The organism is Actinomyces sp. HMT 175 (assembly GCF_016694895.1).
Lineage (GTDB): Bacteria > Actinomycetota > Actinomycetes > Actinomycetales > Actinomycetaceae > Actinomyces > Actinomyces oris.
In genome coordinates, this window is sequence record NZ_CP068012.1 from 1,675,666 (window position 1) to 1,695,881 (window position 20,216).

Sequence of the window (20,216 nt, forward strand, 5' to 3'; positions counted from 1 at the left end):
GATCAAATCACCGGGGCTCCCATTCCTTCAGCTATCAACTCTCCCTGCCGGTCGAGTCGGTATCGGGTGTCGTCGGTGACGATGGTCAGGAGTGTGGGACGCCTGGGTGGGTTGAGGCGGATGACGACGCGGTTGCTCTGGGTGACGTTAAGGAACTTGGTGACGTAGTTGACCGCGTTAGTCCGTACCTGGTCGTCGATGGTGGTGTTGTCGCCGGAGTCGTCCAGGAGGATGACTTCGGTGCCGCGTCGGCGGGCAGCCTGGGCGCTTGTCACGATGCTGGTGCCGGTGAAGAACGGCGCACGGATCTCGTCGCGCAGCTCAGCCTCGAGCAGGTAGGCCTGGCTGCGTAGCTTCGGCGTTGGTGCTTTGCCGTTGGCGATCTGGGTCAGGAGGGGTGTGACGCGTTGGCGGACGGAGGCCATGCGGCTGGTCATGATGCGGTCGGCTTCTTCGTGGGCGTGCTGCTGCGCCTGGAGCCGGGCGGTTTCTCGCTGGGTGGCGGCGATCTGTGTGGTGGCTCGGGTGGACAGGTGGGCGACGCCGTGCCAGCTGACGAGGGTGAAGTAGTGGCCGAGCATGTAGGTGAAGATCATGAGTAGTGGCCGCCCGGTGGAGATGACCCAGTAGGCGGTGGCCAGTGTCGTGGCTGCGCTGCCTGCCCAGGCATACACGGGGCGGCCGCGCATCAGTAGGCCACGGCTCAGATCGCTACCAGCGCCGGTGCACCAGGACGCGTAGCCGGGCCAGCCGGTGGTGATGATCTGTGGGAGCACGAGAAAGTTGACCGCAGCGATGACGACGACAGTTAACCGCGCCACCCAGCGCGGAAGCAGGGCGTCCGGCCATGCCTTGAGCAGAAGGACAGCAGGCGGCAGCAGTGCGATGAAGCTCAGTGCGGCTGGAGGCCAGTGCCAATAGCTGTGCACGGCGCATTCGTAGACGAGCAGGATGAAATGCACCAGGGCGAGCCCTGCGGCGATGGCACGGGCACCAGCGGACTCCATGGAGGCAGACAGCGACCGTTCCCAGCTGGCTGCTTCGTTCTGGGCGGCATCGCGCTCGGGTCGCTGTTGATCGGCCGAATCCAGGTTAGGTCGCCATCGCAAGGTGACACAGGCGCCTTCCCCCGGCACTGAGTCAACGGTCGCACGGCCGCCGACGTCTTGCATACGAGCGATGATCGAGCCAGACACGCCGTGCCTGCCACGCCCAGCCACGGCAGGGTCGAAGCCGCATCCATTGTCACTCACCTCGATGGAGATACCGCAGGCGTCGCTGGTAAGAGTCACCCTGCGCGTCACCGGGGCGTCGTCGCTACCGGCGTGGCGCAGTGAGTTGCGCACGGCCTCCAGCGTGGCCTCGGTGACCGCCTGTGCTACCTCGGACGGTATCTCGTGCTCGCGGGTGAGAACGACGTCGGTACGGATATCGCCAGCCATGACGCCAACCCGTCCGGCAACGTCATTCAGCAGTGTCCTGGTGGCAACCGGGCTGGCCACTGTCGTGCCTGCGCTGAGTGAGTCGAGCGCCTGGCGGGCGCTATCGCGGAGGGCGGCCCGGTCGGGCAGGCCGTTGGCGACGGCGATCAAGGCAGAGAGGATGTGATCGTGGATGAAGCTGTTGGCCTCATGCTGGGCTCGAGTGCTGGCCTGCCGGGCAGCCAGCTCCACAGCCTGTGCACGCTGCTGGGCACCGCTGGCGTCCGAGGTCTCCGCCAGTCGGAGGAGCCAAGTCAGTGCGCCGATAGTGGCCAGGTTGGTTGTCATATCGAGCATGACGTCTTCCACCGAGACGAACTGCAGCTCACCGATCGCCGTGGCATTGACCATGAGCAGCAGCGGCGCCAGCACCACCACGAACGTGAAGCGCCACCGCCGCGTCAGTACCACAGCACCTGCCGCAGCGATGACGAAGTACCACCCCAGCATCGGGTGCATCCGCGCCAGCGCGTCGCCCGGCGCCGCAATCGGCAGTAGCCGGGTCGCAGCAAGGACACACGCAACAGCGACATAGACACCGAGAAGCGCTGCGAGCAGGCCGGCGAGCAACCGATCGGCTCTGCGCAGCAAGTCTCGCCGAGGACTCCCACAGCGGCGCAGATGGATCGCGCCCGCCGCCACGCCGGCTATCACCACTGCCAGCGCCACTATCGGCGCCAGGAGTAGGGCGGCCGCAATCGGATTCACATCCTCGGTCAAGTAGACCGTGGGGCCCGACAGGATGCCAATCTCCAGGACACCAAGGCCGGCGAACAACGCCACCAGACGGCGCACATGCAACTGGTACTCCCCTGGGGAACTGACTCGCTCAGCGGCCCTGCCGAGGCGGTCAGTCATAGTAGCTCACCAGCCCGTCCTCGGCCGCTCGGCGGAAGAGGTCGACGCGGGTGTCCGCTGGGCGCCCAGCGGCGCGGTACTTGTCTCGGATGCGCGCCACGTAGGTGTTGACGGTGTTCTTCGACAGGCTCAAGATGTGAGCCACCGTCTCAGACTTCTCTCCCTCCGCGTAGTGCGCCAGGACGTCAGCCTCAATCGGCGCCAGGTAGTCGACAACGAAGTCCTCATCAGCATCCAGCGCCGCTGCCCAGTCCAGGCCGGCACTCGGCCTGCCGTCCAGCGCGTCCTGGATCGCCAGCACCAGGTCGCTCGACGGCCCAGACTTGCGCACGATCGCCAGCACTCCCCCGGCAATCGCCTCACGCACCAGGATCGGGCTTTCCGCCGATGTATAGGCGATGACGGGCAGGCCGCGCCGCTCGATCTCGTGCAGGTTTTGCGTTGGCGTGGAGCCGTCCTCCAGCCGCAGATCCAGGATCACCAGCGCCCGGCCATCGGGCCACTCCACATCATGCAGGCTGGCGTACCACCGCACCGACCATGGCAGCCCGGCGTCCTCGAACACCAGGCGGCAGCCCTTGGCAATGATGTCGTGGTCGTCAACCACAATGATCGAGCACGCCTGATCCACATTGATCTCCTCATCACTACGCATGATTCAATAACGAAGCCAGCCGACGCAGCCGGCCAGCACCAGCAGACAGATTAGTTACGGTACGAAGACGTCAACACCCCCACCAGGCGAATCAGCAAACTTTCGCCAACCTTCCAGGCGCACCAGGCGAGACCTTCCCTGAGAATGAAGCCAAATAACTCTCAGGAAGACACTTCAATGATTGACGACTCAACACCCCGCTTTGATACAGATCAATTTCTACCACCTCACCGATTGACCACATTGTGAGACGAGGTATCACGCCAGCACCCTTTGGCACACGTACTCACTTGACGACAGTCGCTACGTACTCTGACGTTTTCGACTATATCGACAGGCGCCACTTGTACCACCCCGCTAACGACAGGGATTGCCCCCACGTCCCGACTGATAACTCACACTCATATGGCGAATTCCATCACGATCCAAGTGCTCATAGAAGATCATCGTTATGAAGCTGCCGATCGTCGTATCATATAGCCACCAGTCAATCGCAGCAACGACAAACACGCCAAGGATAAGGATTGGTATAGTGATTTTGTCGAGGAGGAGTTCATGCATATATGTGTATATTATGCTACCTATGTTTATAGGTCAATCATTTCGAGTAGTCTAGCGGCCTCCACCTCAACGGCACTATAGGGCACTATAGGTGGAGGCCGCTAGATACGAAGAAGATCCGCATCGAATCTTCTTACACCTGGCCGCTCCCGGGCGGGTAGCAGCCGGAGGAGCGGATGTTAAACTCGTGAGCCGCACCCGTCATCGCGTCGAATTTCAGTGGGATGTATGGCGCATCATAGTCGTACCTGTCGGATACCTTAAAGCAGTTATCCGAGGTCCTCTTCACATTGAAGGTGTGCAACGACCAGTACAAGTCGCCTTTATCCTGGTAGATGTCAGCCGTGTAGCTTCGAGTCTCTCCGACAGGAACGTTGGCGTAGGCCCACCTAACGAACCTGCTGCCGGGGGAGCCGAAGAATTCCCAATCAATCACCACGTCGCCGCCGTCTTTGTTCCTGTAGTAATAGTTGAGCAACTGCTCCGATACAGAAACCTTGCTCGAGAGATCGACCGCTCGACCAGATACCGGCTCGGGCTGTTCCGCGGGCGGCGGAGTGCCCTGCTCGGCCGGGCACTCACTGGTGACCGGCAGATCACTGCCCGTCGACAACATCGCATCGGCTACCCATCCCGAGTCGTATCCTTTGACCTTGTACCAGAGGGTACTGCTGCCGTAGGGGCCTTTGACTTCACCGCCGTTGCGGTAGCAATCCAGCTGAACCGTTTGACCCGCTTGGACCTTACCGACCGGCTGCCCATCCGTACTGGGGCCTGGCCGGATATTGGCGTAGTCCCATCCAGGAGCGGAGAACACTGTGGCAGTGACCTCGTCTGCATGAGCCGATGGTGCCACTGTCGTCACTCCAGTTGTCATGGCTGTAGCCAGGCCGAAAAGTGCGAACTGTCTGACCTTGATGGTTGCCTTACTCATCGCGATCCTCCTCGTGCTGAGCTTCGTCAGTCTTCTGATAGGAACTTTGATGTGCTTCATGACGTCCTCCTTGCGTCAGATGGTGGTACCAGAGTGCACCCCATCCGCGCTCCTGGAGCCATATGAGACAAAGTGAGACACTGGTGAGACAAAGTGAGACACTTGCAGCGTGACCAACTCAGACGACAAGCAAGAGGAAGACAAGCAAGAACAGGAGCGGGAGGGAGCCAGGCAGAAGCAAGAGCGGGTTGAATTCGGCCGTGCCCTTCGAAGTTTTCGAGGAGTCAGTCTTCGTAAGCTAGAAAAGAGCAGACACAACCAAGGTAGGGATGGAATTTCAAGGTCCACACTATCTCGATATGAGCGCGGTATAACCCTTCCCGGATTAGATCAGGCCAAACACCTCGACACTCTATACAACGCCGACGGTAAGGTGGAATTACTTCTAGCCAAACTACGGCATCATACATGGAACCCAGACCATCACAGCCGAGCAAAGCCGGAACGAAACTATTCTCATCAATGGCCACCAGAGTATTCTGGTCTCGTTTGGATCCATCTTAAGCCTGCAGCAGACTTAGTCAATTCCCGTCACAGAATTCATCTTCAGTGGGGCCCATGGAAAATGGTTGCCGACATAGAAATACCTGCAGATGGCATATATCTGACAACCGGAAAAGATGCTGACGCTGGCAACTTGTCTATAACTCTCAAATTCAACTGCGATCCGCATGTATTTGCGCTATTTGGAGCAGGCGACATAGAAGATGAAACCGCGCGCAAGTTAGACATTAGTCAAAAGTGGACTTGACATTGACGTGTAGTATAGGAGACAGATAGTCCACTGTATGCTGTTGCCATAGCGTCACCCTACGTCGCTCACTCACACAGTCTTCTATCTTGGGGCGTCATCTTCCGAGGTAGTTATTTCGACAACACGCCGCCAACGCTAGCCTTGCTCCACTAATTATTACGGTTTCATCACACTTCACGGCCCGCACCACTACCGACCGCCCGGGCGATATAGCCTGCGATACGCAGGCGAAGCAGTCTGCTGGAGTCCACTCCATCGCCCTCACTCCCGAGGAGGATCACGATGTGCACGACAACCAACAGGATCAAGCGGTTCGCACTCTTCGGCTTGGCCACAGCCATGGCAACTGGCGTGACGACGGTGGCACCGCCGGCTCACGCGGATGGGGCCACCGCAACCGTCTACTCCGCACCTGGCTGGAACTACGCGAACGTCCGGCCGAGCCCTGGCACCGATAGGCAACCGATCGCACAAATCCAAGCTGGCCGCGCAGTCGAGTTAGATTGCTATCAGTACGGAGGTGAAGCCAACGGCCCTTACGGCAGCAGTACCCTCTGGTACAAGATAAAAGGATATGACGAGGGATGGGTAGCTAACTCAATGTTGTCTACAGGCAGCGACCTACCAGTCACCAATGAGTGCTCAGCCGTACAGGAAGTTCTACATTCTGCCAAGGGGGTGGCAAAGTCAATGGGTGGTTGGCTAGTCGCTGGCGTATTGGTCGTGTCGACTGTGTTGGTGCGGCTGCGGCGTAATTCATCTAATGACACTGAGGAAGCCCGTTCAATCCCGTTGCTGGAGAAGTTACGTCGCTGACGCTAGCGTCCATCGCAATCTCCTTCTGTCGAGCGTGCGAGCTGCCTCTGCCAGCAAGTGCCTGCTGCTGGCAAGGTGCAGGTTGCTTGTGAAGAAGGGGGAACGGGTTGCCGACTGCGTGCATCGTTACCAGAGTGCGATGCTGAAGATGCGCGGAGGCGCGGGTCTGGCGTGGCTGGGCGACCTACGATGATGAAGCCGCTGCACGAGGCCAAACGAACGAGATGACACCAGGCTGGTCAGCGACGGCCACACCTCACCCAGCCAGCGGTGCCGCTGCTGGCCTGCACTCTCCCAAGCGGACAGGATGGTCATGCTGAATACAGTTGCCAGTTGGGCCACAATCATCAGCGCTATCCCTGTCGCGATTGCTGCCAGCGTCTTCCTCTTCCGGACGGTGCCCACCGCCATCCGCCAGCCCAAGGGACTCCGGCTTGGCCTTGAGCCGGCCATCGGCGACCCAGGCTGCTGCATCCACATCACTAACTACGGCCCCATTGAGCACTACATCAGCCGAGTCGGTGCCATGCCCGCACACCTGCGGCCACGCTGGTCTGTCTGCACCAGACGCATCAATCCCAAGGGCGATCTCCTAGGGCCCCTCCTCGTTGAGACAGCATCTGCCAGCATCAATAGAACCATCGAGCCGGGCCGCCATCGGTCGTTCCTAGTGCCACAACAGTCAGATGGAAAGCTCCGTGGTTTTGATCCCAAGAGTCAGCGAGTTGTCATCGAGCGGTACAACAGCTGGCTCAAGAAGGATCAGCCAGGCGGACCACTCCCCCTGGTACCGTACGTCCTCCTCGGCGACGGGAGTGTCGTGCTTGGCAAGAAGACACGAGTCCAACCGCCACCGCAGTGCCTGGCCCAAGTGCCACTGTGCGCCTGCGGGCATGCCATCACGCGGCATGCCCTGCGCCAGCGCACGCGACTCGCACCAAGCATGACGGTGTATGGGCGGTGTGGTGAATGTGGGTGCAGAAGATATGCCGCGCGTGAATAGACCGGCTGGACGTTGGAGGCGTTGCACCAACATCACGGTGCCGTTCTGGCTACTCACATCTGCGTCGCCAGATGCTTCTTGACGGTATCCCGCCCGAAGCCGAGCTCCAGCCCGATCTCAATGTAGGTACGCCCCTGAGCGTGGAGTTGCTGAGCACGCTGGAGGTCATCGCTGGTGAAGCGTCGCCTGCGACGAGGCGGCTGCGTGACCTGGCGACAGGTAGCACGGACAGTGGTCTCTGCGACGCCGACCTCGGCAGCGATCTGGCTGACAGACATGCCCTTGCGGGCCAGGTCGAGAATCTGCTGCCTCTTCGCCGCACTGATCGGACGACAAGCCGCGTTGCGGATGCGGCGAGCCGTCGTGGTCTCGCTCGCCTGCCCAGTAGGCGCTACGCTAGCCGTGCTCGGTTCCAGAGTCACCTCACCCGCGATGAGACGCTTGCGGAAGGCGAGCAGGGGCTTCCAGTTGTTTGTATCGAGCTCGCTGAAGCGCACCACAGCATCGCTATACAAACCCTCACCTCCGATTCTCGACACATCGGCGTCCCGTCAACACACCTTTGCCCTCCCGCTACCGGAAGGGGGACACTGGTCCTGTTCTGCCCCCGCGTCAAGGAGTCGTCATGAAGATCGCCGCCCGGGCCACAGCCGCTCAGCCCTTCTATGCGATGAGCATCGGCGAACGCGCCGGAATCCTCCAGGCGGAGGGCCACTCGATCGCCAAGCTCAGCCTGGGTGAACCTGATTTCGGCGCCCCTCCCGCGGTCCGCGAGGAGATGTGCAGCATCATGGACGGCCGGCCACTTCCCTACTCCCCCGCCCTGGGCCTGCTCGCACTGCGTGAGGCCATTGCAGGTTTCTACCGGGACAGGCACGGCGTCGAGGTCGATCCCGCCCGGATCGTCGTCACCACTGGTGCGTCGTCGGCGCTCCTGCTGGTGGCCGCCGCCACCACGCAGGCCGGCGACGACGTCGTCATCGCCGACCCGTCCTACCCCTGCAACCGGCAGCTGGTGGAGACCTACGGCGGCCGGATCGTTCTGGCACCCACCAGTCCTGCCAGCCGATACCAGATGGACCGGGCCGCAGCCGAGGCGGCATGGACTCCTCAGACGAGCGCGGTGATGCTGGCAACCCCGTCCAACCCCACAGGCACATCCATCCCCTTCGATGAGCTGGCATCGATCTGCGAACTGGCCCGCGAACGCAGCGCCTGGCGGATCGTCGACGAGATCTACCTGGGCCTGGCTGATCCAGGCGAGGACGGCAGGCCTGCGTGCACCGTCCTGGAAACCGATCCTGATGCGATCGTCATCAACTCCTTCTCCAAGTACTTCGGGATGACGGGATGGCGCCTGGGCTGGGCGATCCTTCCCGAGGAGCTCGTGGCCCCCGCCGAGAACCTGGCGGTCAACTACTTTCTGTGCGCCTCGACGCCTGTTCAGCAGGCCGCACTGGCAGCCTTCTCCCCCGAATCCATATCCGTGTGCGAGCAACGCAGACAAGAGCTCCTCGCCCGCAGGAGCATCGTGCTCGACGGGCTGCAACGCATCGGCCTTCCGGTCCCGGTCCTGCCCGACGGCGCCTTCTACGTCTACTTCGACGTCTCCTCCACGGGTCTTGACGCCCAGACCTTCTGTCACCGCGCCCTGGAGGAGGCTCATGTGGCCCTTACTCCGGGACAGGACTTCTCCACGACCACGGCCCGCACGCACGTTCGACTGTCCTACGCGGCCTCCCGCGACGAGCTGCACGAAGGAATGAAGCGCCTCGAAGCTTTCATCAACAGTCTGTAAATAAACAGGCATTCAACTCAATAATCTTGAGTCGAGGCGTGCACATCAATGTGGCACTCACCTGTTCACATGTTGCACAATTCTCGTCATGTCCATGCAGACCCTACTCCTCTCCGCCGCGCTGGTGTTTTTTGGAGTGATCGCCACCATCGAGATCTCCAAATCAATCCATCAAAAAATACGCTTGCGCCGCGATAAGGCAGCCTCGGCCCCGCACCGAGGTGAGGAGTCCACATGGAATGAGCTCACCGAGCATCATCGACCCGTCAGACACTCCGAGCCCGAGGAGTTCACCGCCGGCCCGCATGAGCGACTCCTGGCGATCTGCGCGCCGTACTCCCTGTGCCGCCGGGACCCGTGGGACCGGCTCGCCTGCTCCGATCTTGACGGCACGCGCACCATGCTCTCCCTCGACTGGGGAGTGTGCTCGCGCGCAGACCTTCTCTCCCAGGTCCACTGGCTCATCACCTCCGGGCACCGCACCAGTTTCGATGCCGAGCGCGCCCGCTGGGTCGACACCTCCCTGGCGGAGGCCGAACGCCACGAACTACGAGAGACTGCCGAGTCATCCTCAGACGCAGCAGAGACACTGTGGCGCCTCGAGCGCATGCTCAACAATGATCGCGACATCCGCAACGTGGACTTCGCCGCCTGGGACCTGGTGCGTGCCAGCATGCTGACGCGCTGTGGATTCGCGCTGGGGTGGCTGACCGAGGACGAGACCTGGGACACGCTCGCGATCCTGGATCAGGGGCTGCGAGAGCGTTATCGGAGCTGGACGCAGGTGTCGGAGTCATTCCGGCTGGCACGCTGGTACTGGAACTCCACGAGCGGCAAGGACGAGCACTTCAACGACCTGCACGACCTCAACCGCTCATTGGTTCTCCTCAGCCCCGATGGGCCATGGGGGCTCATCGACTGGGACGTCGAGACCCCCGAGCCCTCGTTCCTGATCCTCGACGACCTGCTCGACGGCGGCGTGGCCGCACCACTGAGTGCGGGTGATCGGAAGCGCGCCACACAGTGGGAGCGCTGGGTCGACGACCAGGTCATCACCCGCGGGCAGCACCGCCCCCAGCACTTCGGCACCCACGCCGACCAGCATCACCGCTTCGCCAAGCGCGCCTGAGGAATCGCGTCAACGGCGGCTCAGTAATGATGCACCGGTCCACTGTGCTGTCTCCTCACTTCTGAGACATTTGAGTGTCATGACTTCTGAGACACTCGCTCGGGCGGGAGTCCTGGGCAGGCTGGTGGTCCAGGAGGCGAGGGTGACTCAGAGGCGAGGCATGACGGGGTCTGGGTGTCCATGGTGCTGACATCAACCCCGCACCGGCGCTGCGTGCCGGAGAGAAACCGCAGGATTCCAACGATCCCCGCTGGGCGCGCTGACGCCGGGCCCGTTGATGTCAGCGCTGTGGACACCGGGCAGGGCAGGAGGGAGTCGGTGGTTCGTACGGCAGAGCCCGGCACCCTCACCCTGGGGCCGGCCGCGCTTCTCCCTGCCTGGTCCTCGCTGGCTCCCGCGCAGGGTCCCGGTGGTCATGGTTAGACGCCGGCCCCGCCCCGAGTCGGCTCGAGGCGGCCTGCTCCACGAGGGTCGGGCTCCACTGGCCAGGGGCTGCGCGTACTGCACGAAGGCCCCACCTACGTGGAGTACCCCCGCCCCTCCTCCAGTAGCACCCCACCCTCGTGCAGTGCGTCCAGACGACGCCGGAAGCCACCACAGTGGCCGGGGCACCCCGCTCCGCCAGGCTGAAGCAGCAGCTCTCCCGTCTGGCAGACGCACCCCACCAGTGTCTCAGATGTCATGACATCCGAAACTCTCAGAAGTCATGAGACACCATAGATGCATCGGTCCACGCCCATGCCTGCCGCTGCAACGAGCCGGCGAGGACACTCAACCGCGACTGGCTTCCCCGTGCTTCTCCACCATCATCTCTGCCGCCTTGGTGGCCCGACGACGACGGGTCTCGGCGCGCTTCGCCTCACCGATCCATCGCAGGTACTCGTTGCGGTGCGACGGAGGCAGAGCCCCGAATATCCTCTCCGCCGTCTCATTCGCCCTCAGCGCTTCGGACAGCTCCGCTGGTATGCCCGTCTGCTCGTCACTCATTGCCTCTCCTCCGGCCGCTTGACAGAACCATCGCACGGATAAGGGACAGTTAGGCAGCTCGTAATGGGCCTCCGTCGTAGACCCAAGCACAGGTGCAGAGGCTCGCGCGACTAGCATCGACGTATGCAGGCCAATCCGTACGTGCCCTTCCTGCCGCCCCACCACCAGCACGCGGCCTCGCTGGTGCCTAGGTCGACGTGGTGGCGGTGGCAGGACCATCGTGTGCACATTGCACGTGCACCCGAACCGGAGGCGCCAGCCAGGGTGCTGCTCATCCACGGGGCAGGCGGGCACAGCGGGGCGCTGTGGCCCATCGCCGCACTGGTGGCCTCACGCGGTATCGACATCAGTGCCGTCGACCTGCCTCTGTACGGGCGCACGAGGTCACCGGATCCCGCAGCCGTGCGTTACGACACCTGGGTCGATCTCCTCATCGACCTCGTCGAAGCCGAGCGCGACCACCGCCCCCTGGTGCTTCTGGGCGCTAGCATCGGTGGCCTTCTCGCCTATGAGGTGGCGGCCCATTCGCCGCATGTTGCCGCGGTGGCAGCCACGTGTCTGCTCGACCCGGGCAACTGGCGCGCCCGAGCGCATATGACGCGTGCAGGAGCACTAGGCGTCCTGGGCGGGCCATTGTCGATGCTCGCCCGAGGAGGACTGGCGCACACCATGGTCCCGATGAGCGCGGTGGCGAACCTGCGGAGGATGAGCCGCGATCGCGCACTGTCTCGTCTGTGCTCTATCGATCCGCGTGGGGGCGCCGCCAGGGTCCCCTTAGGGTTTCTCGCCTCCTACCTGCAGTTCACACACACCCCACCCGAGCACAACCGCACGCCGGTGACGCTGCTGCACCCAGGTCGGGACACGTGGACGCCGATCGAGCTCAGCGCCCGAGTTCTGTCGCGGGCCGCGGGTCCGGCCGATCTGGTGATTCTGCGCGAGTGCGGCCACTTCCCTGTCGAGGACCCCGGAGTCACGGAACTCGTCGACGCCGTCGCCGGCCTGGCTCGGCGCCTCGGCTCGCAGGGTGAGGCCTGAAGTACTCTGCGGGCCCGCCGGTGCCAGGCCACGATCATGGTGGACCCGGCCGGACTCGAACCGACGACCGACGCGGTGTAAACGCGTTGCTCTACCAACTGAGCTACAGGTCCAGGTGCAGTGGCTCCCGGGAGCACGTTGCCCGAGTTCCCAGTGCCTGCACACAAAACTGACGGCGCGAGCCGCCTCAGCCGGAGACTTTACCGTCTCCGCCGGACGTGCCACCAATCATCTCCGCCACGGAGAGCGGAGAATGTCACGCGGCCATCGGGGTGGTCTCAGCGCCCTCGGCTGGAGACCCTGATGCCACTCCAGTGCTGCCCCATGGAGGCTGCGGAGGTCGCATGCATGCCTGCCGTCTGGGCGGCCTCCTCCACCTCAGCGGCCGGAACGGCGCCGGTGGTGCGCGCCTTGGGCGTCAGCACCCAGATGAGTCCTGCACCGTCGAGGTTGGCCTGGGCGTCCACGAGGAGATCGGTGAGGTCGTCGACGTCGCCGTCGTCGTCACGCCACCACACGATGGCCGAGTCGGCCACGTCCTCATAGTCCTCATCCACCAGAGTGGTTCCGGTCTCCGCCTCAACGGCCTGCCGCAAGGTCTCGTCGACGTCGTCGTCGTAGCCGAACTCCTGAATGATGAGACCGGAGGCGAAGCCGAAAGCCCCACCCGCTGTACTCGCCACGTCTTTACACCGTCCTTCTGGGCCCAGCCCGTCTACCGCTCGCCCGTTGCTGGGCGATAGGTACTAGCCCACCGCACCGGGCACCAGCCGCGCAAGTGAACACGCACGTCAGGTTACCTTGGACTTTCCTTTGAAGGCTGGTTCCTGCGCGGCCGCGAACTCGAGGCTCCTTCCCCTCTGCCCCAGGCACCGAAATCAACCCACTATTTTGTGATCCACACCATACGTGAGGTAGGACTTTCCTCCCGTTGGGTGCAGCGTTCGCGCCGTTGCAGGTCGTAGATTAGGGCCGTCATCCACAGTGGCCTGACTTCAGGCGCACGCCGACGCCGCCTTCGGCGCCACGGCACGCAATGAGGCTCGGGCCGACCGCACAGACGCGAGGAAAGAGGATTCCGTGAGCCCCACCAGTGACTCCACGCCGCTCATTGACGGCCTCCTGACAAAGGTGACCGACAACGACCCAGAGGAGACCAAGGAGTGGCACGAGTCCCTCGATGCCCTCATCGCGGACAAGGGCGCCAAGCGTGCGCGCTACATCCTGCTGAGCATGCTGGCCCAGGCCCGGCAGAAGAACGTCACGGTCCCCACCGAGACGACGACGCCGTACATCAACACCATCGACGTCGCCAACGAGCCCTACTTCCCCGGTGACGAGAGCGCCGAGCGCACCTACCGGCGCTGGCTGCGCTGGAACGCCGCCGTCATGGTCACCCGCGCCCAGCGCCCCGGGGTCGGGGTCGGCGGACACATCTCCTCCTACGCCTCGACCGCGACCCTCTACGAGGTCGGCTTCAACCACTTCTTCCGCGGCAAGGACCACCCCGGCGGCGGCGACCACGTCTTCTTCCAGGGCCACGCCTCACCGGGAAACTACGCCCGCGCCTTCATCGAGGGCCGTCTCACCGAGGCCGACCTGGACGGCTTCCGCCAGGAGGAGTCGCGCCCGGCCGGTGGCCGCGGCCTGCCCTCCTACCCCCACCCGCGCCGCATGGAGGACTTCTGGGAGTACCCCACCGTCTCCATGGGTCTTGGCCCGTCCGAGGCGATCTACCAGGCCTGGTTCGACAAGTACCTCCAGGGCGCCGGCATCAAGGACACCTCTCAGCAGCACACCTGGGCCTTCCTGGGTGACGGCGAGATGGACGAGCCCGAGTCGCGCGGCATGCTGCAGCTGGCCGCCAACCAGCAGCTGGACAACCTCACTTTCGTCATCAACTGCAACCTCCAGCGCCTCGACGGCCCGGTGCGCGGAAACGGCAAGATCATCCAGGAGCTCGAGGCCTTCTTCAAGGGCGCGGGCTGGAACGTCATCAAGGTGATCTGGGGCCGTGGCTGGGACCAGCTCCTCGCCGCGGACAAGGACCACGCCCTCGAGCACCTCATGATGGAGACCCTCGACGGCGACTACCAGACCTTCAAAGCCAACGACGGCGCCTACATCCGCGAGCACTTCTTCGGCCGCGACCCGCGCACCGCCGAGCTCGTCAAGGACTGGACCGACGACGAGATCTGGGCCCTGCAGCGCGGCGGCAACGACTACCGCAAGATGTACGCCGCGTACAAGGCGGCCACGGAGCACAAGGGCCAGCCCACCGTCATCCTGGCGCACACGGTCAAGGGCTACCTCCTGGGCGGCCACTTCGCCGGCCGTAACGCCACCCACCAGATGAAGAAGCTGACGCTGGACGACCTCAAGGCCCTGCGCGACCGGCTCCACATCCCGATCACCGACGAGCAGCTCGAGGCCAACCCGAAGATGCCGCCGTACTACCGGCCGGCCGCCGACGACCCCTCGCTGCTCTACATGCTGGACCGGCGCCGCCAGCTCGGCGGCTTCATCCCCGAGCGCCGCGATGCCGGCGTCGAGCTCGAGCTGCCCGGTGACAAGACCTACGACATCCTCAAGGGCGGCTCGGGCAAGCAGGAGGTCGCCTCCACGATGGCCTTCGTGCGTCTGCTCAAGGAGCTCATCAAGGACAAGGGCATCGGACGGCGCATCGTCCCGATCGTTCCGGACGAGTCGCGTACCTTCGGGCTGGAGTCTCTCTTCCCCACCAAGAAGATCTTCAACACCCAGGGTCAGAACTACACGCCGGTCGACGCCGACATGATGCTGTCCTACCGGGAGTCCGCCTCCGGTCAGCTCATGCACACGGGCATCAACGAGGCCGGTTCGGTCTCCCTGTTCCAGGTGGCCGGGACGAGCTACGCCACCCACGGCGAGCCCATGATCCCGGTCTACATCTTCTACTCGATGTTCGGCTTCCAGCGCACCGGCGACCAGTTCTGGGCCGCCGGCGACCAGCTGACCCGCGGCTTCATCATCGGGGCCACCGCCGGGCGCACCACCCTGACCGGTGAGGGCACCCAGCACATGGACGGCCACTCCCCCATGATCGCGGCCACCAACGACGCCGTCGTCAGCTACGACCCGGCCTACGCCTACGAGATCCGGCACATCGTGCGCGACGCCCTGGAGCGCTGGTACGGCCCGGACTCGGGTCGCAACCGCGACGTCATGTACTACCTGACCGTTTACAACGAGCCGATCCACCAGCCCGCTGAGCCCGACGGCGTCGACGTCGAGGGAATCCTGCGCGGTATTCACCGCATCAGCACGGCTCCTGACGGCGAGGGTCCCGAGGTCCAGCTCCTGGCCTCCGGCGTCGGAGTGCCCTGGATCGAGGAGGCTCGCCGCATCCTGGCCGAGGACTGGGGCGTGCGCGCCGCCACCTGGTCCGTCACCAGCTGGAACGAGCTGCGGCGCCAGGCCCTGGAGGTGGAGAAGGCCAACTTCCTGACCCCCGACGGCGAGCGGCAGGTCCCCTACCTGACGCAGAAGCTCTCCGAGGCCACTGGCCCCTTCATCGCCACCAGCGACTACGACCACCTGGTCCCCGACCAGATCCGCGCCTGGGTGCCCGGCGACTACTACACACTGGGCGCCGACGGCTTCGGATTCTCCGACACTCGGGCCGCCGCCAGGCGCCACTACCTCATTGACGCCCAGTCGGTGGTGGTGCGCGCCCTCCAGGCTCTGGTGGAGCAGGGACGCCTCGACCGCTCCGTCCTGGCCCAGGCCGTTGCCCGCTATGACTTGACCAACGTCAACGCAGGCACCTCCGGCTCCCAGGGAGGGGAGTCCTGATCCGCCCCGTGCGGCTATAGTTGGACGCACTGACCAATTGTGGTGCCGGTGGAGCGCGGTCTTCCGTGTTCCACCGGCACCACCATGTCTGCCGAATGAGGTCCCCCTTGTCCCGCTCCCAGCTCCTGCGCTCCACCGCCTTCATGGCCGCGTGCCTACTGACCCTGTCCGGTTGCTCAGTCGGCTGGACCGGCACCAGGGGGACGTCCTCGGCCCCGCCGGACCAGGCTCAGGACACCGCCCCGGAGGCCGCGGAGGAGCCGACTGGGAAGCTGGAGGACACCAGCCCCATGGATCCGCTGGAGTACGGCAACTGCACGTCCTCCGACATCCAGGACTACGACGACGAGCTCACCGACAACGACGCGGAGGACACCCGCGCCCAGGCGGAGGCCCAGGTCACCAAGGTCATACCAGCCTCCGAGCAGGTCAGTGTCACCGCTAACGAGCTCTCCACCGATCAGGTGGTCAAGGTCTCGGCAGGCGCTCAAGACGTAACAATCACCGCACAAAGTCTCGTGATTGTCATCGAAGGAGAGATCGAGTCACTAACCATCAACGGCTTCGACAACACGGTCTGGGTCGGCGCTTCCAATAAAGTCACGTTCGGCGCGAACGACGGTGACAGCCAGAACTACGTCTTCTGGCACTCCAGGCCTCCGCAGGCGAAGGTGGATCCGCAAGGCCTCAACATCATCGGCAAGGACGTTCACGCCCCGGTCATCCGCTCCTGCCGTTCCTTCTCATGATGCCCTGCGGGATAGAGCCGGAATCGGCCTTCCGAGGTCGGCGAGGCAGTGCAACAGGCCGCTGACCGCCCGCCGGCCTTCGGAAGGCCGATTCCCCTTACTCCTCCGAGTCAGGCGCCGCGGACACAACCGGCGGAGTTGACGGATCGGATCCTGAGTAGACGTTCAAGTCGCGGAAATGGGGGCGCAGAAGGTTCTCCGGGCTGAGAATCTCATCAAGAACAGACTCCTCGAGCAGCCCCATCTCCAGAACCACCTCTCGCACGCTGCGTCCTGAACGGGCGCACTCACGGCCCACCACGTCGCCGTTGTGATGACCGATCACCGGGTTGAGGTAGGTAACGATTCCAATCGAGTCCAGCACATTGCGGCGACATACCTCCTCGTTGGCCTCGATCCCCACGACACACAGCTCCCGCAGGGTCAACATCCCGCGGGTGAGCAGATTGATCGACTCGAAAATCGCCTGGGCGATCACCGGTTCCATGACGTTGAGCTGAAGCTGTCCCGCCTCAGCGGCGAAGGTCAGCGCCACATCGTTTCCCATGACCTTGAAGCAGACCTGGTTCACCACCTCGGGGATCACCGGATTGACCTTGGCCGGCATGATGGAGGATCCGGCCTGGCGTTCAGGCAACCTGATCTCCCCCAGCCCCGCGCGAGGTCCGGAGGACAGCAGGCGCAGGTCGTTGCAGATCTTGGACAGCTTCACCGCCAGACGCTTGATTGCCGCGTGCATCGAGACGTAGGCACCCGTGTCACTCGTGGCTTCCAGCAGGTCATGCGCTCCTCGAATGTCCAGACCGGTGATCTCCCGCAGACGCCCGACAACAGTGCTCTGATAGTCCGGAGGCGTGTTGAGCCCCGTGCCGATCGCCGTGGCCCCGAGGTTCACCTCCAGAAGCAGGGCGGCATTGTTGTGAAGCCGGCTAACCTCCTCCTCCAGCAGAACGGCAAAGGCCTCGAACTCCTGCCCCAGGCTCATCGGAACGGCATCCTGAAGCTGAGTACGCCCCATCTTCAGAACATGGACGAGCTCGGTTCCCTTGGCTCGCATCGCCGCGATGAGTCGCTCGAGCTCCTCGATGAGCGAACCGACGAGGGCGAACAGTCCCAAACGGAATCCGGTCGGGTAAGCGTCGTTCGTCGACTGGGACTTGTTGACATGATCGTTGGGATTGATGATGTCATAACGGCCCTTGGCGTATCCCAGGTACTCCAGCGCGAGGTTGGCGATCACCTCGTTGGTATTCATGTTGACGCTGGTCCCAGCACCCCCCTGGAACTGGTCGACCGGGAACTGATCGAGGCAACGCTCAGCAACCAGCACCTGGTCACACGCCCACACAATCGCACCAGCGACCTCCGGGTCAAGAGCCCCAAGATCACTGTTCGCTAACGCCGACGCCTTCTTCACCTGCACCATGCCGCGAACAAAGGCCTCTTCGTCGCCAACCACTGATCCAGAGATCTGGAAGTTCTCCATCGCACGTAGGGTATGGATTCCCCAATAGGCTTCTAATGGAACTTCCCGTGCACCAAGAAGATCTTCCTCTGTGCGGGTTGCCTTCGTCATCCTGAGCCTCCGAGTTGTCTAGCTAGGCACCTGCTTGCGCACATCCATGCTGACATACGACGCGCACGTTCAGGTCATTGCAGATTCACATACCATGGCTTCCACAATGGTTACGCTATTGTAACCTGCCTAATCCGCTCCGCCTCGACGACACACCACCCTCGGTTATCCCCGTATTTTCAAGACAAACTCGTGTCGGATCACACGCCGCGCCAATCGAGAACCTACTGTCCTCAGGATATTCCAGTCGGTAGCATCCACAGCATGGATGAGTTGAGCGCTCCGGGAGTGTCTGCACTGCGACAGGCGCAGGACACAATTATTGAACACTCACTGGACCGCATCAGTTCGGCCCACGATTTCTACCGAACCCTGCCGGAAGGATCGCGCGACCAGATCGCGGCGGTGGCCCGCCTGGGCGTCACCATGTTCGTCGACTCGGCGGAGAACCCCTCGACACCGCTGACCCCCTCGCAGATCTTCTCCGTGGCGCCTGCGGCCCTGACCGGCGTCATCACGCTGGAGCAGACCCTGGCTCTGGTGCGCACGGTCCTCGACGTTGTTGTTGACGAAGCCCCTCGAGCCGTGCCCGAGGAGGACCATGACACCGTCCGCATCCTCGTCCTGACCTTCGGACGTGACGTCGGCTTCGCCGCGGCCGAGGTGTACGCCCGGGCAGCTGAGGCCCGCGGCGCCTGGGACGCACGGTTGGAGTCCGTAGCGGTCGACGCGATGCTTCATGACGCCCCCGAGGACGCCGCGACCCGGGCCGGAACCGCCGGCTGGAACGGGACCGGGCCGGTGGCGGCCATCGCCGCCAAGACCACTCTGGATGCGCTCGGCGTCTCCAGGTTGCGCCACGAGTGCCGCAACCTGGCCAGCGACTGTCTGGTATCCGTACGCGGCGACTCCGTCCTCATCGTCCTGGGCGACAGCCAGGCGGCTCACGCTGGGACGTCCAAGCACTCCGGCCGGGAGGCCACCCCTGAGCAGCTGGTGGACCAGGCGGCCATGCAGGTGGCCGGCGGCCTGGGCGGGTCAGCCGTCGTCGGCCCGGTGGTTCCAGGGATCTCGCACGCGGGTCGTTCGCTGCGCTCGGCCCTGGCCGGGCTGCGCGCGCTGCCCGGCTGGGCCGAGGCTCCCAACCCGGTTCACGCCGACGATCTCCTTCCCGAGCGCCTTCTGGCCGGCGATGAGCTCGCCTGCGAGCAGATCCTCAACCTGGTGCACGCCCCCCTGCACGAGATGGGCGACCCCTTCGAGTGCACGGTGGCCACCTATCTGGCCCTGGGCGGCAGCCTGGAGGCCACTGCTCGGAACCTGTTCGTACACGCCAACACGGTGCGATACCGCCTGGGCCGGGTCAGCGAGCAGGTCGGCTGGGACGCGACGAACGCCCGTGACGGCCTCATGCTGCACATGGCAATCATCGTGGGCCGACTCGCTGTCAGCCGAGAGGCCTGACGCGCAGCGCCCTAATACGCACTCTCGTCCACTCCTTCACGACCGGACCCGTCCGTCACCCTCGGACAGGTCCGGTCGTGGCGCTATGACCGTGCCCCGGCCGCAAGCCGGCCCCTGTGGCGCATCGATGCAGGAGCACCCCTTCTCATCTGGGACAATGGTCTGACCTGCGGCGCAGCCGCCGGCGAAGCACAACCATCATCGAGTCACAGCGCCGTCACGGAACCTGGATGCTCCGTCACGGCACCAGAAGGAGCCACCATGGCTGAGCAGAGCAAGGACGACGTCCTGTCCGTCATCACCCAGATCGTCAGCGAGGAGTCCGGCGTCGCCGCCAAGGACATTACCCGCGAGACCGCCTTCGCCCAGGACCTCGACGTCGACTCGCTGGGTCTGCTGACCATCGCCACCCAGGTCGAGGAGCGTTTCGGCGTGGCCCTGGACGACTCCCTCATCCCGACCCTGCCCACTGTTGGAGCGCTGGTCGACCTGGTGACCTCCAAGAAGGCCTGACGACAC

16 protein-coding genes and 1 tRNA gene are annotated in these 20,216 nt (G+C 63.7%); 9 read left to right on the top strand and 8 right to left on the bottom strand.

Going from position 1 to position 20,216, the window contains the following annotated elements; all coding sequences use genetic code 11:
* Nucleotides 1–2: 2 nt before the first annotated feature.
* From JJJ14_RS07130 to JJJ14_RS07140, 3 genes are all read right to left on the bottom strand, one after another.
* Nucleotides 3–2,339 carry a sensor histidine kinase gene (locus tag JJJ14_RS07130; protein ID WP_201443712.1) on the bottom strand — a complete coding sequence of 779 codons (2,337 nt, stop codon included), beginning with the start codon at nucleotides 2,337–2,339 and terminating at the stop codon, nucleotides 3–5.
* Complete coding sequence (locus JJJ14_RS07135; RefSeq protein ID WP_201443713.1) at nucleotides 2,332–2,994, bottom strand: LuxR C-terminal-related transcriptional regulator; 663 nt, start codon at nucleotides 2,992–2,994, stop codon at nucleotides 2,332–2,334. The genes JJJ14_RS07130 and JJJ14_RS07135 overlap by 8 nt, the downstream gene beginning before the upstream one ends.
* Before the next feature lie 694 nt (nucleotides 2,995–3,688).
* Nucleotides 3,689–4,549 carry an SH3 domain-containing protein gene (locus JJJ14_RS07140; protein ID WP_201443714.1) on the bottom strand — a complete coding sequence of 287 codons (861 nt, stop codon included), beginning with the start codon at nucleotides 4,547–4,549 and terminating at the stop codon, nucleotides 3,689–3,691.
* Nucleotides 4,550–4,658: 109 nt separating this feature from the next.
* Here JJJ14_RS07140 and JJJ14_RS07145 point away from each other — a divergent pair, with 109 nt between their 5' ends.
* Together JJJ14_RS07145 and JJJ14_RS12800 are read left to right on the top strand one after the other, a co-directional pair.
* The gene (locus tag JJJ14_RS07145; protein WP_201443715.1) at nucleotides 4,659–5,300 is read left to right on the top strand and encodes a helix-turn-helix domain-containing protein; all 642 of its coding nucleotides are present in this window, start codon (nucleotides 4,659–4,661) and stop codon (nucleotides 5,298–5,300) included.
* Nucleotides 5,301–5,642: 342 nt separating this feature from the next.
* Nucleotides 5,643–6,119, top strand: a complete 477-nt coding sequence (locus tag JJJ14_RS12800) for an SH3 domain-containing protein (protein ID WP_442859497.1) — start codon at nucleotides 5,643–5,645, stop codon at nucleotides 6,117–6,119.
* A 1,056-nt stretch (nucleotides 6,120–7,175) separates the two neighbouring features.
* Here JJJ14_RS12800 and JJJ14_RS07155 read toward each other — a convergent pair.
* Nucleotides 7,176–7,637 (bottom strand): helix-turn-helix domain-containing protein, encoded by a 462-nt coding sequence (locus JJJ14_RS07155; RefSeq protein WP_236592762.1) that lies wholly within the window; start codon nucleotides 7,635–7,637, stop codon nucleotides 7,176–7,178.
* Between the two features lie 110 nt (nucleotides 7,638–7,747).
* Here JJJ14_RS07155 and JJJ14_RS07160 point away from each other — a divergent pair, with 110 nt between their 5' ends.
* Together JJJ14_RS07160 and JJJ14_RS07165 are read left to right on the top strand one after the other, a co-directional pair.
* On the top strand, nucleotides 7,748–8,920 hold the full coding sequence (locus tag JJJ14_RS07160) for an aminotransferase class I/II-fold pyridoxal phosphate-dependent enzyme (protein WP_201443717.1): 1,173 nt from the start codon (nucleotides 7,748–7,750) through the stop codon (nucleotides 8,918–8,920).
* A gap of 88 nt (nucleotides 8,921–9,008) precedes the next feature.
* Nucleotides 9,009–10,049 carry a DUF1266 domain-containing protein gene (locus JJJ14_RS07165; protein WP_201443718.1) on the top strand — a complete coding sequence of 347 codons (1,041 nt, stop codon included), beginning with the start codon at nucleotides 9,009–9,011 and terminating at the stop codon, nucleotides 10,047–10,049.
* Nucleotides 10,050–10,820: 771 nt separating this feature from the next.
* On the opposite strand, the gene JJJ14_RS07170 is transcribed toward JJJ14_RS07165, so the two are convergent.
* The gene (locus JJJ14_RS07170; RefSeq protein WP_201443719.1) at nucleotides 10,821–11,036 is read right to left on the bottom strand and encodes a YdeI/OmpD-associated family protein; all 216 of its coding nucleotides are present in this window, start codon (nucleotides 11,034–11,036) and stop codon (nucleotides 10,821–10,823) included.
* Nucleotides 11,037–11,159: 123 nt separating this feature from the next.
* Between JJJ14_RS07170 and JJJ14_RS07175 the strand changes: the two genes are divergently transcribed.
* Nucleotides 11,160–12,074: an alpha/beta hydrolase gene (locus tag JJJ14_RS07175; protein WP_201443720.1), complete on the top strand. Its 915-nt coding sequence runs from the start codon at nucleotides 11,160–11,162 to the stop codon at nucleotides 12,072–12,074.
* Nucleotides 12,075–12,111: 37 nt separating this feature from the next.
* Here JJJ14_RS07175 and JJJ14_RS07180 read toward each other — a convergent pair.
* Both JJJ14_RS07180 and JJJ14_RS07185 read right to left on the bottom strand, forming a co-directional pair.
* A tRNA-Val gene (locus JJJ14_RS07180) sits at nucleotides 12,112–12,187 on the bottom strand.
* Nucleotides 12,188–12,352: 165 nt separating this feature from the next.
* On the bottom strand, nucleotides 12,353–12,757 hold the full coding sequence (locus tag JJJ14_RS07185) for a DUF3052 domain-containing protein (RefSeq protein WP_009406144.1): 405 nt from the start codon (nucleotides 12,755–12,757) through the stop codon (nucleotides 12,353–12,355).
* Nucleotides 12,758–13,154: 397 nt separating this feature from the next.
* On the opposite strand from JJJ14_RS07185, the gene aceE reads away from it, so the two are divergent.
* Both aceE and JJJ14_RS07195 read left to right on the top strand, forming a co-directional pair.
* Nucleotides 13,155–15,908, top strand: coding sequence for a pyruvate dehydrogenase (acetyl-transferring), homodimeric type (gene aceE / locus JJJ14_RS07190; RefSeq protein ID WP_201443721.1), 2,754 nt, complete (start codon nucleotides 13,155–13,157; stop codon nucleotides 15,906–15,908).
* Nucleotides 15,909–16,015: 107 nt separating this feature from the next.
* Complete coding sequence (locus JJJ14_RS07195) at nucleotides 16,016–16,657, top strand: DUF3060 domain-containing protein (protein WP_201445106.1); 642 nt, start codon at nucleotides 16,016–16,018, stop codon at nucleotides 16,655–16,657.
* Nucleotides 16,658–16,754: 97 nt separating this feature from the next.
* Here the strand turns inward: JJJ14_RS07195 and aspA are convergent, their stop codons facing one another.
* Nucleotides 16,755–18,233 carry an aspartate ammonia-lyase gene (gene aspA, locus JJJ14_RS07200; RefSeq protein ID WP_201443722.1) on the bottom strand — a complete coding sequence of 493 codons (1,479 nt, stop codon included), beginning with the start codon at nucleotides 18,231–18,233 and terminating at the stop codon, nucleotides 16,755–16,757.
* A 264-nt stretch (nucleotides 18,234–18,497) separates the two neighbouring features.
* Here aspA and JJJ14_RS07205 point away from each other — a divergent pair, with 264 nt between their 5' ends.
* A complete protein-coding gene (locus JJJ14_RS07205) occupies nucleotides 18,498–19,697 on the top strand; it encodes a PucR family transcriptional regulator (RefSeq protein WP_201443723.1) in 1,200 nt (399 codons plus the stop codon).
* 261 nt (nucleotides 19,698–19,958) lie between these two features.
* A complete protein-coding gene (locus tag JJJ14_RS07210; protein ID WP_070513247.1) occupies nucleotides 19,959–20,210 on the top strand; it encodes an acyl carrier protein in 252 nt (83 codons plus the stop codon).
* The last annotated feature ends 6 nt before the right edge of the window (nucleotides 20,211–20,216 follow it).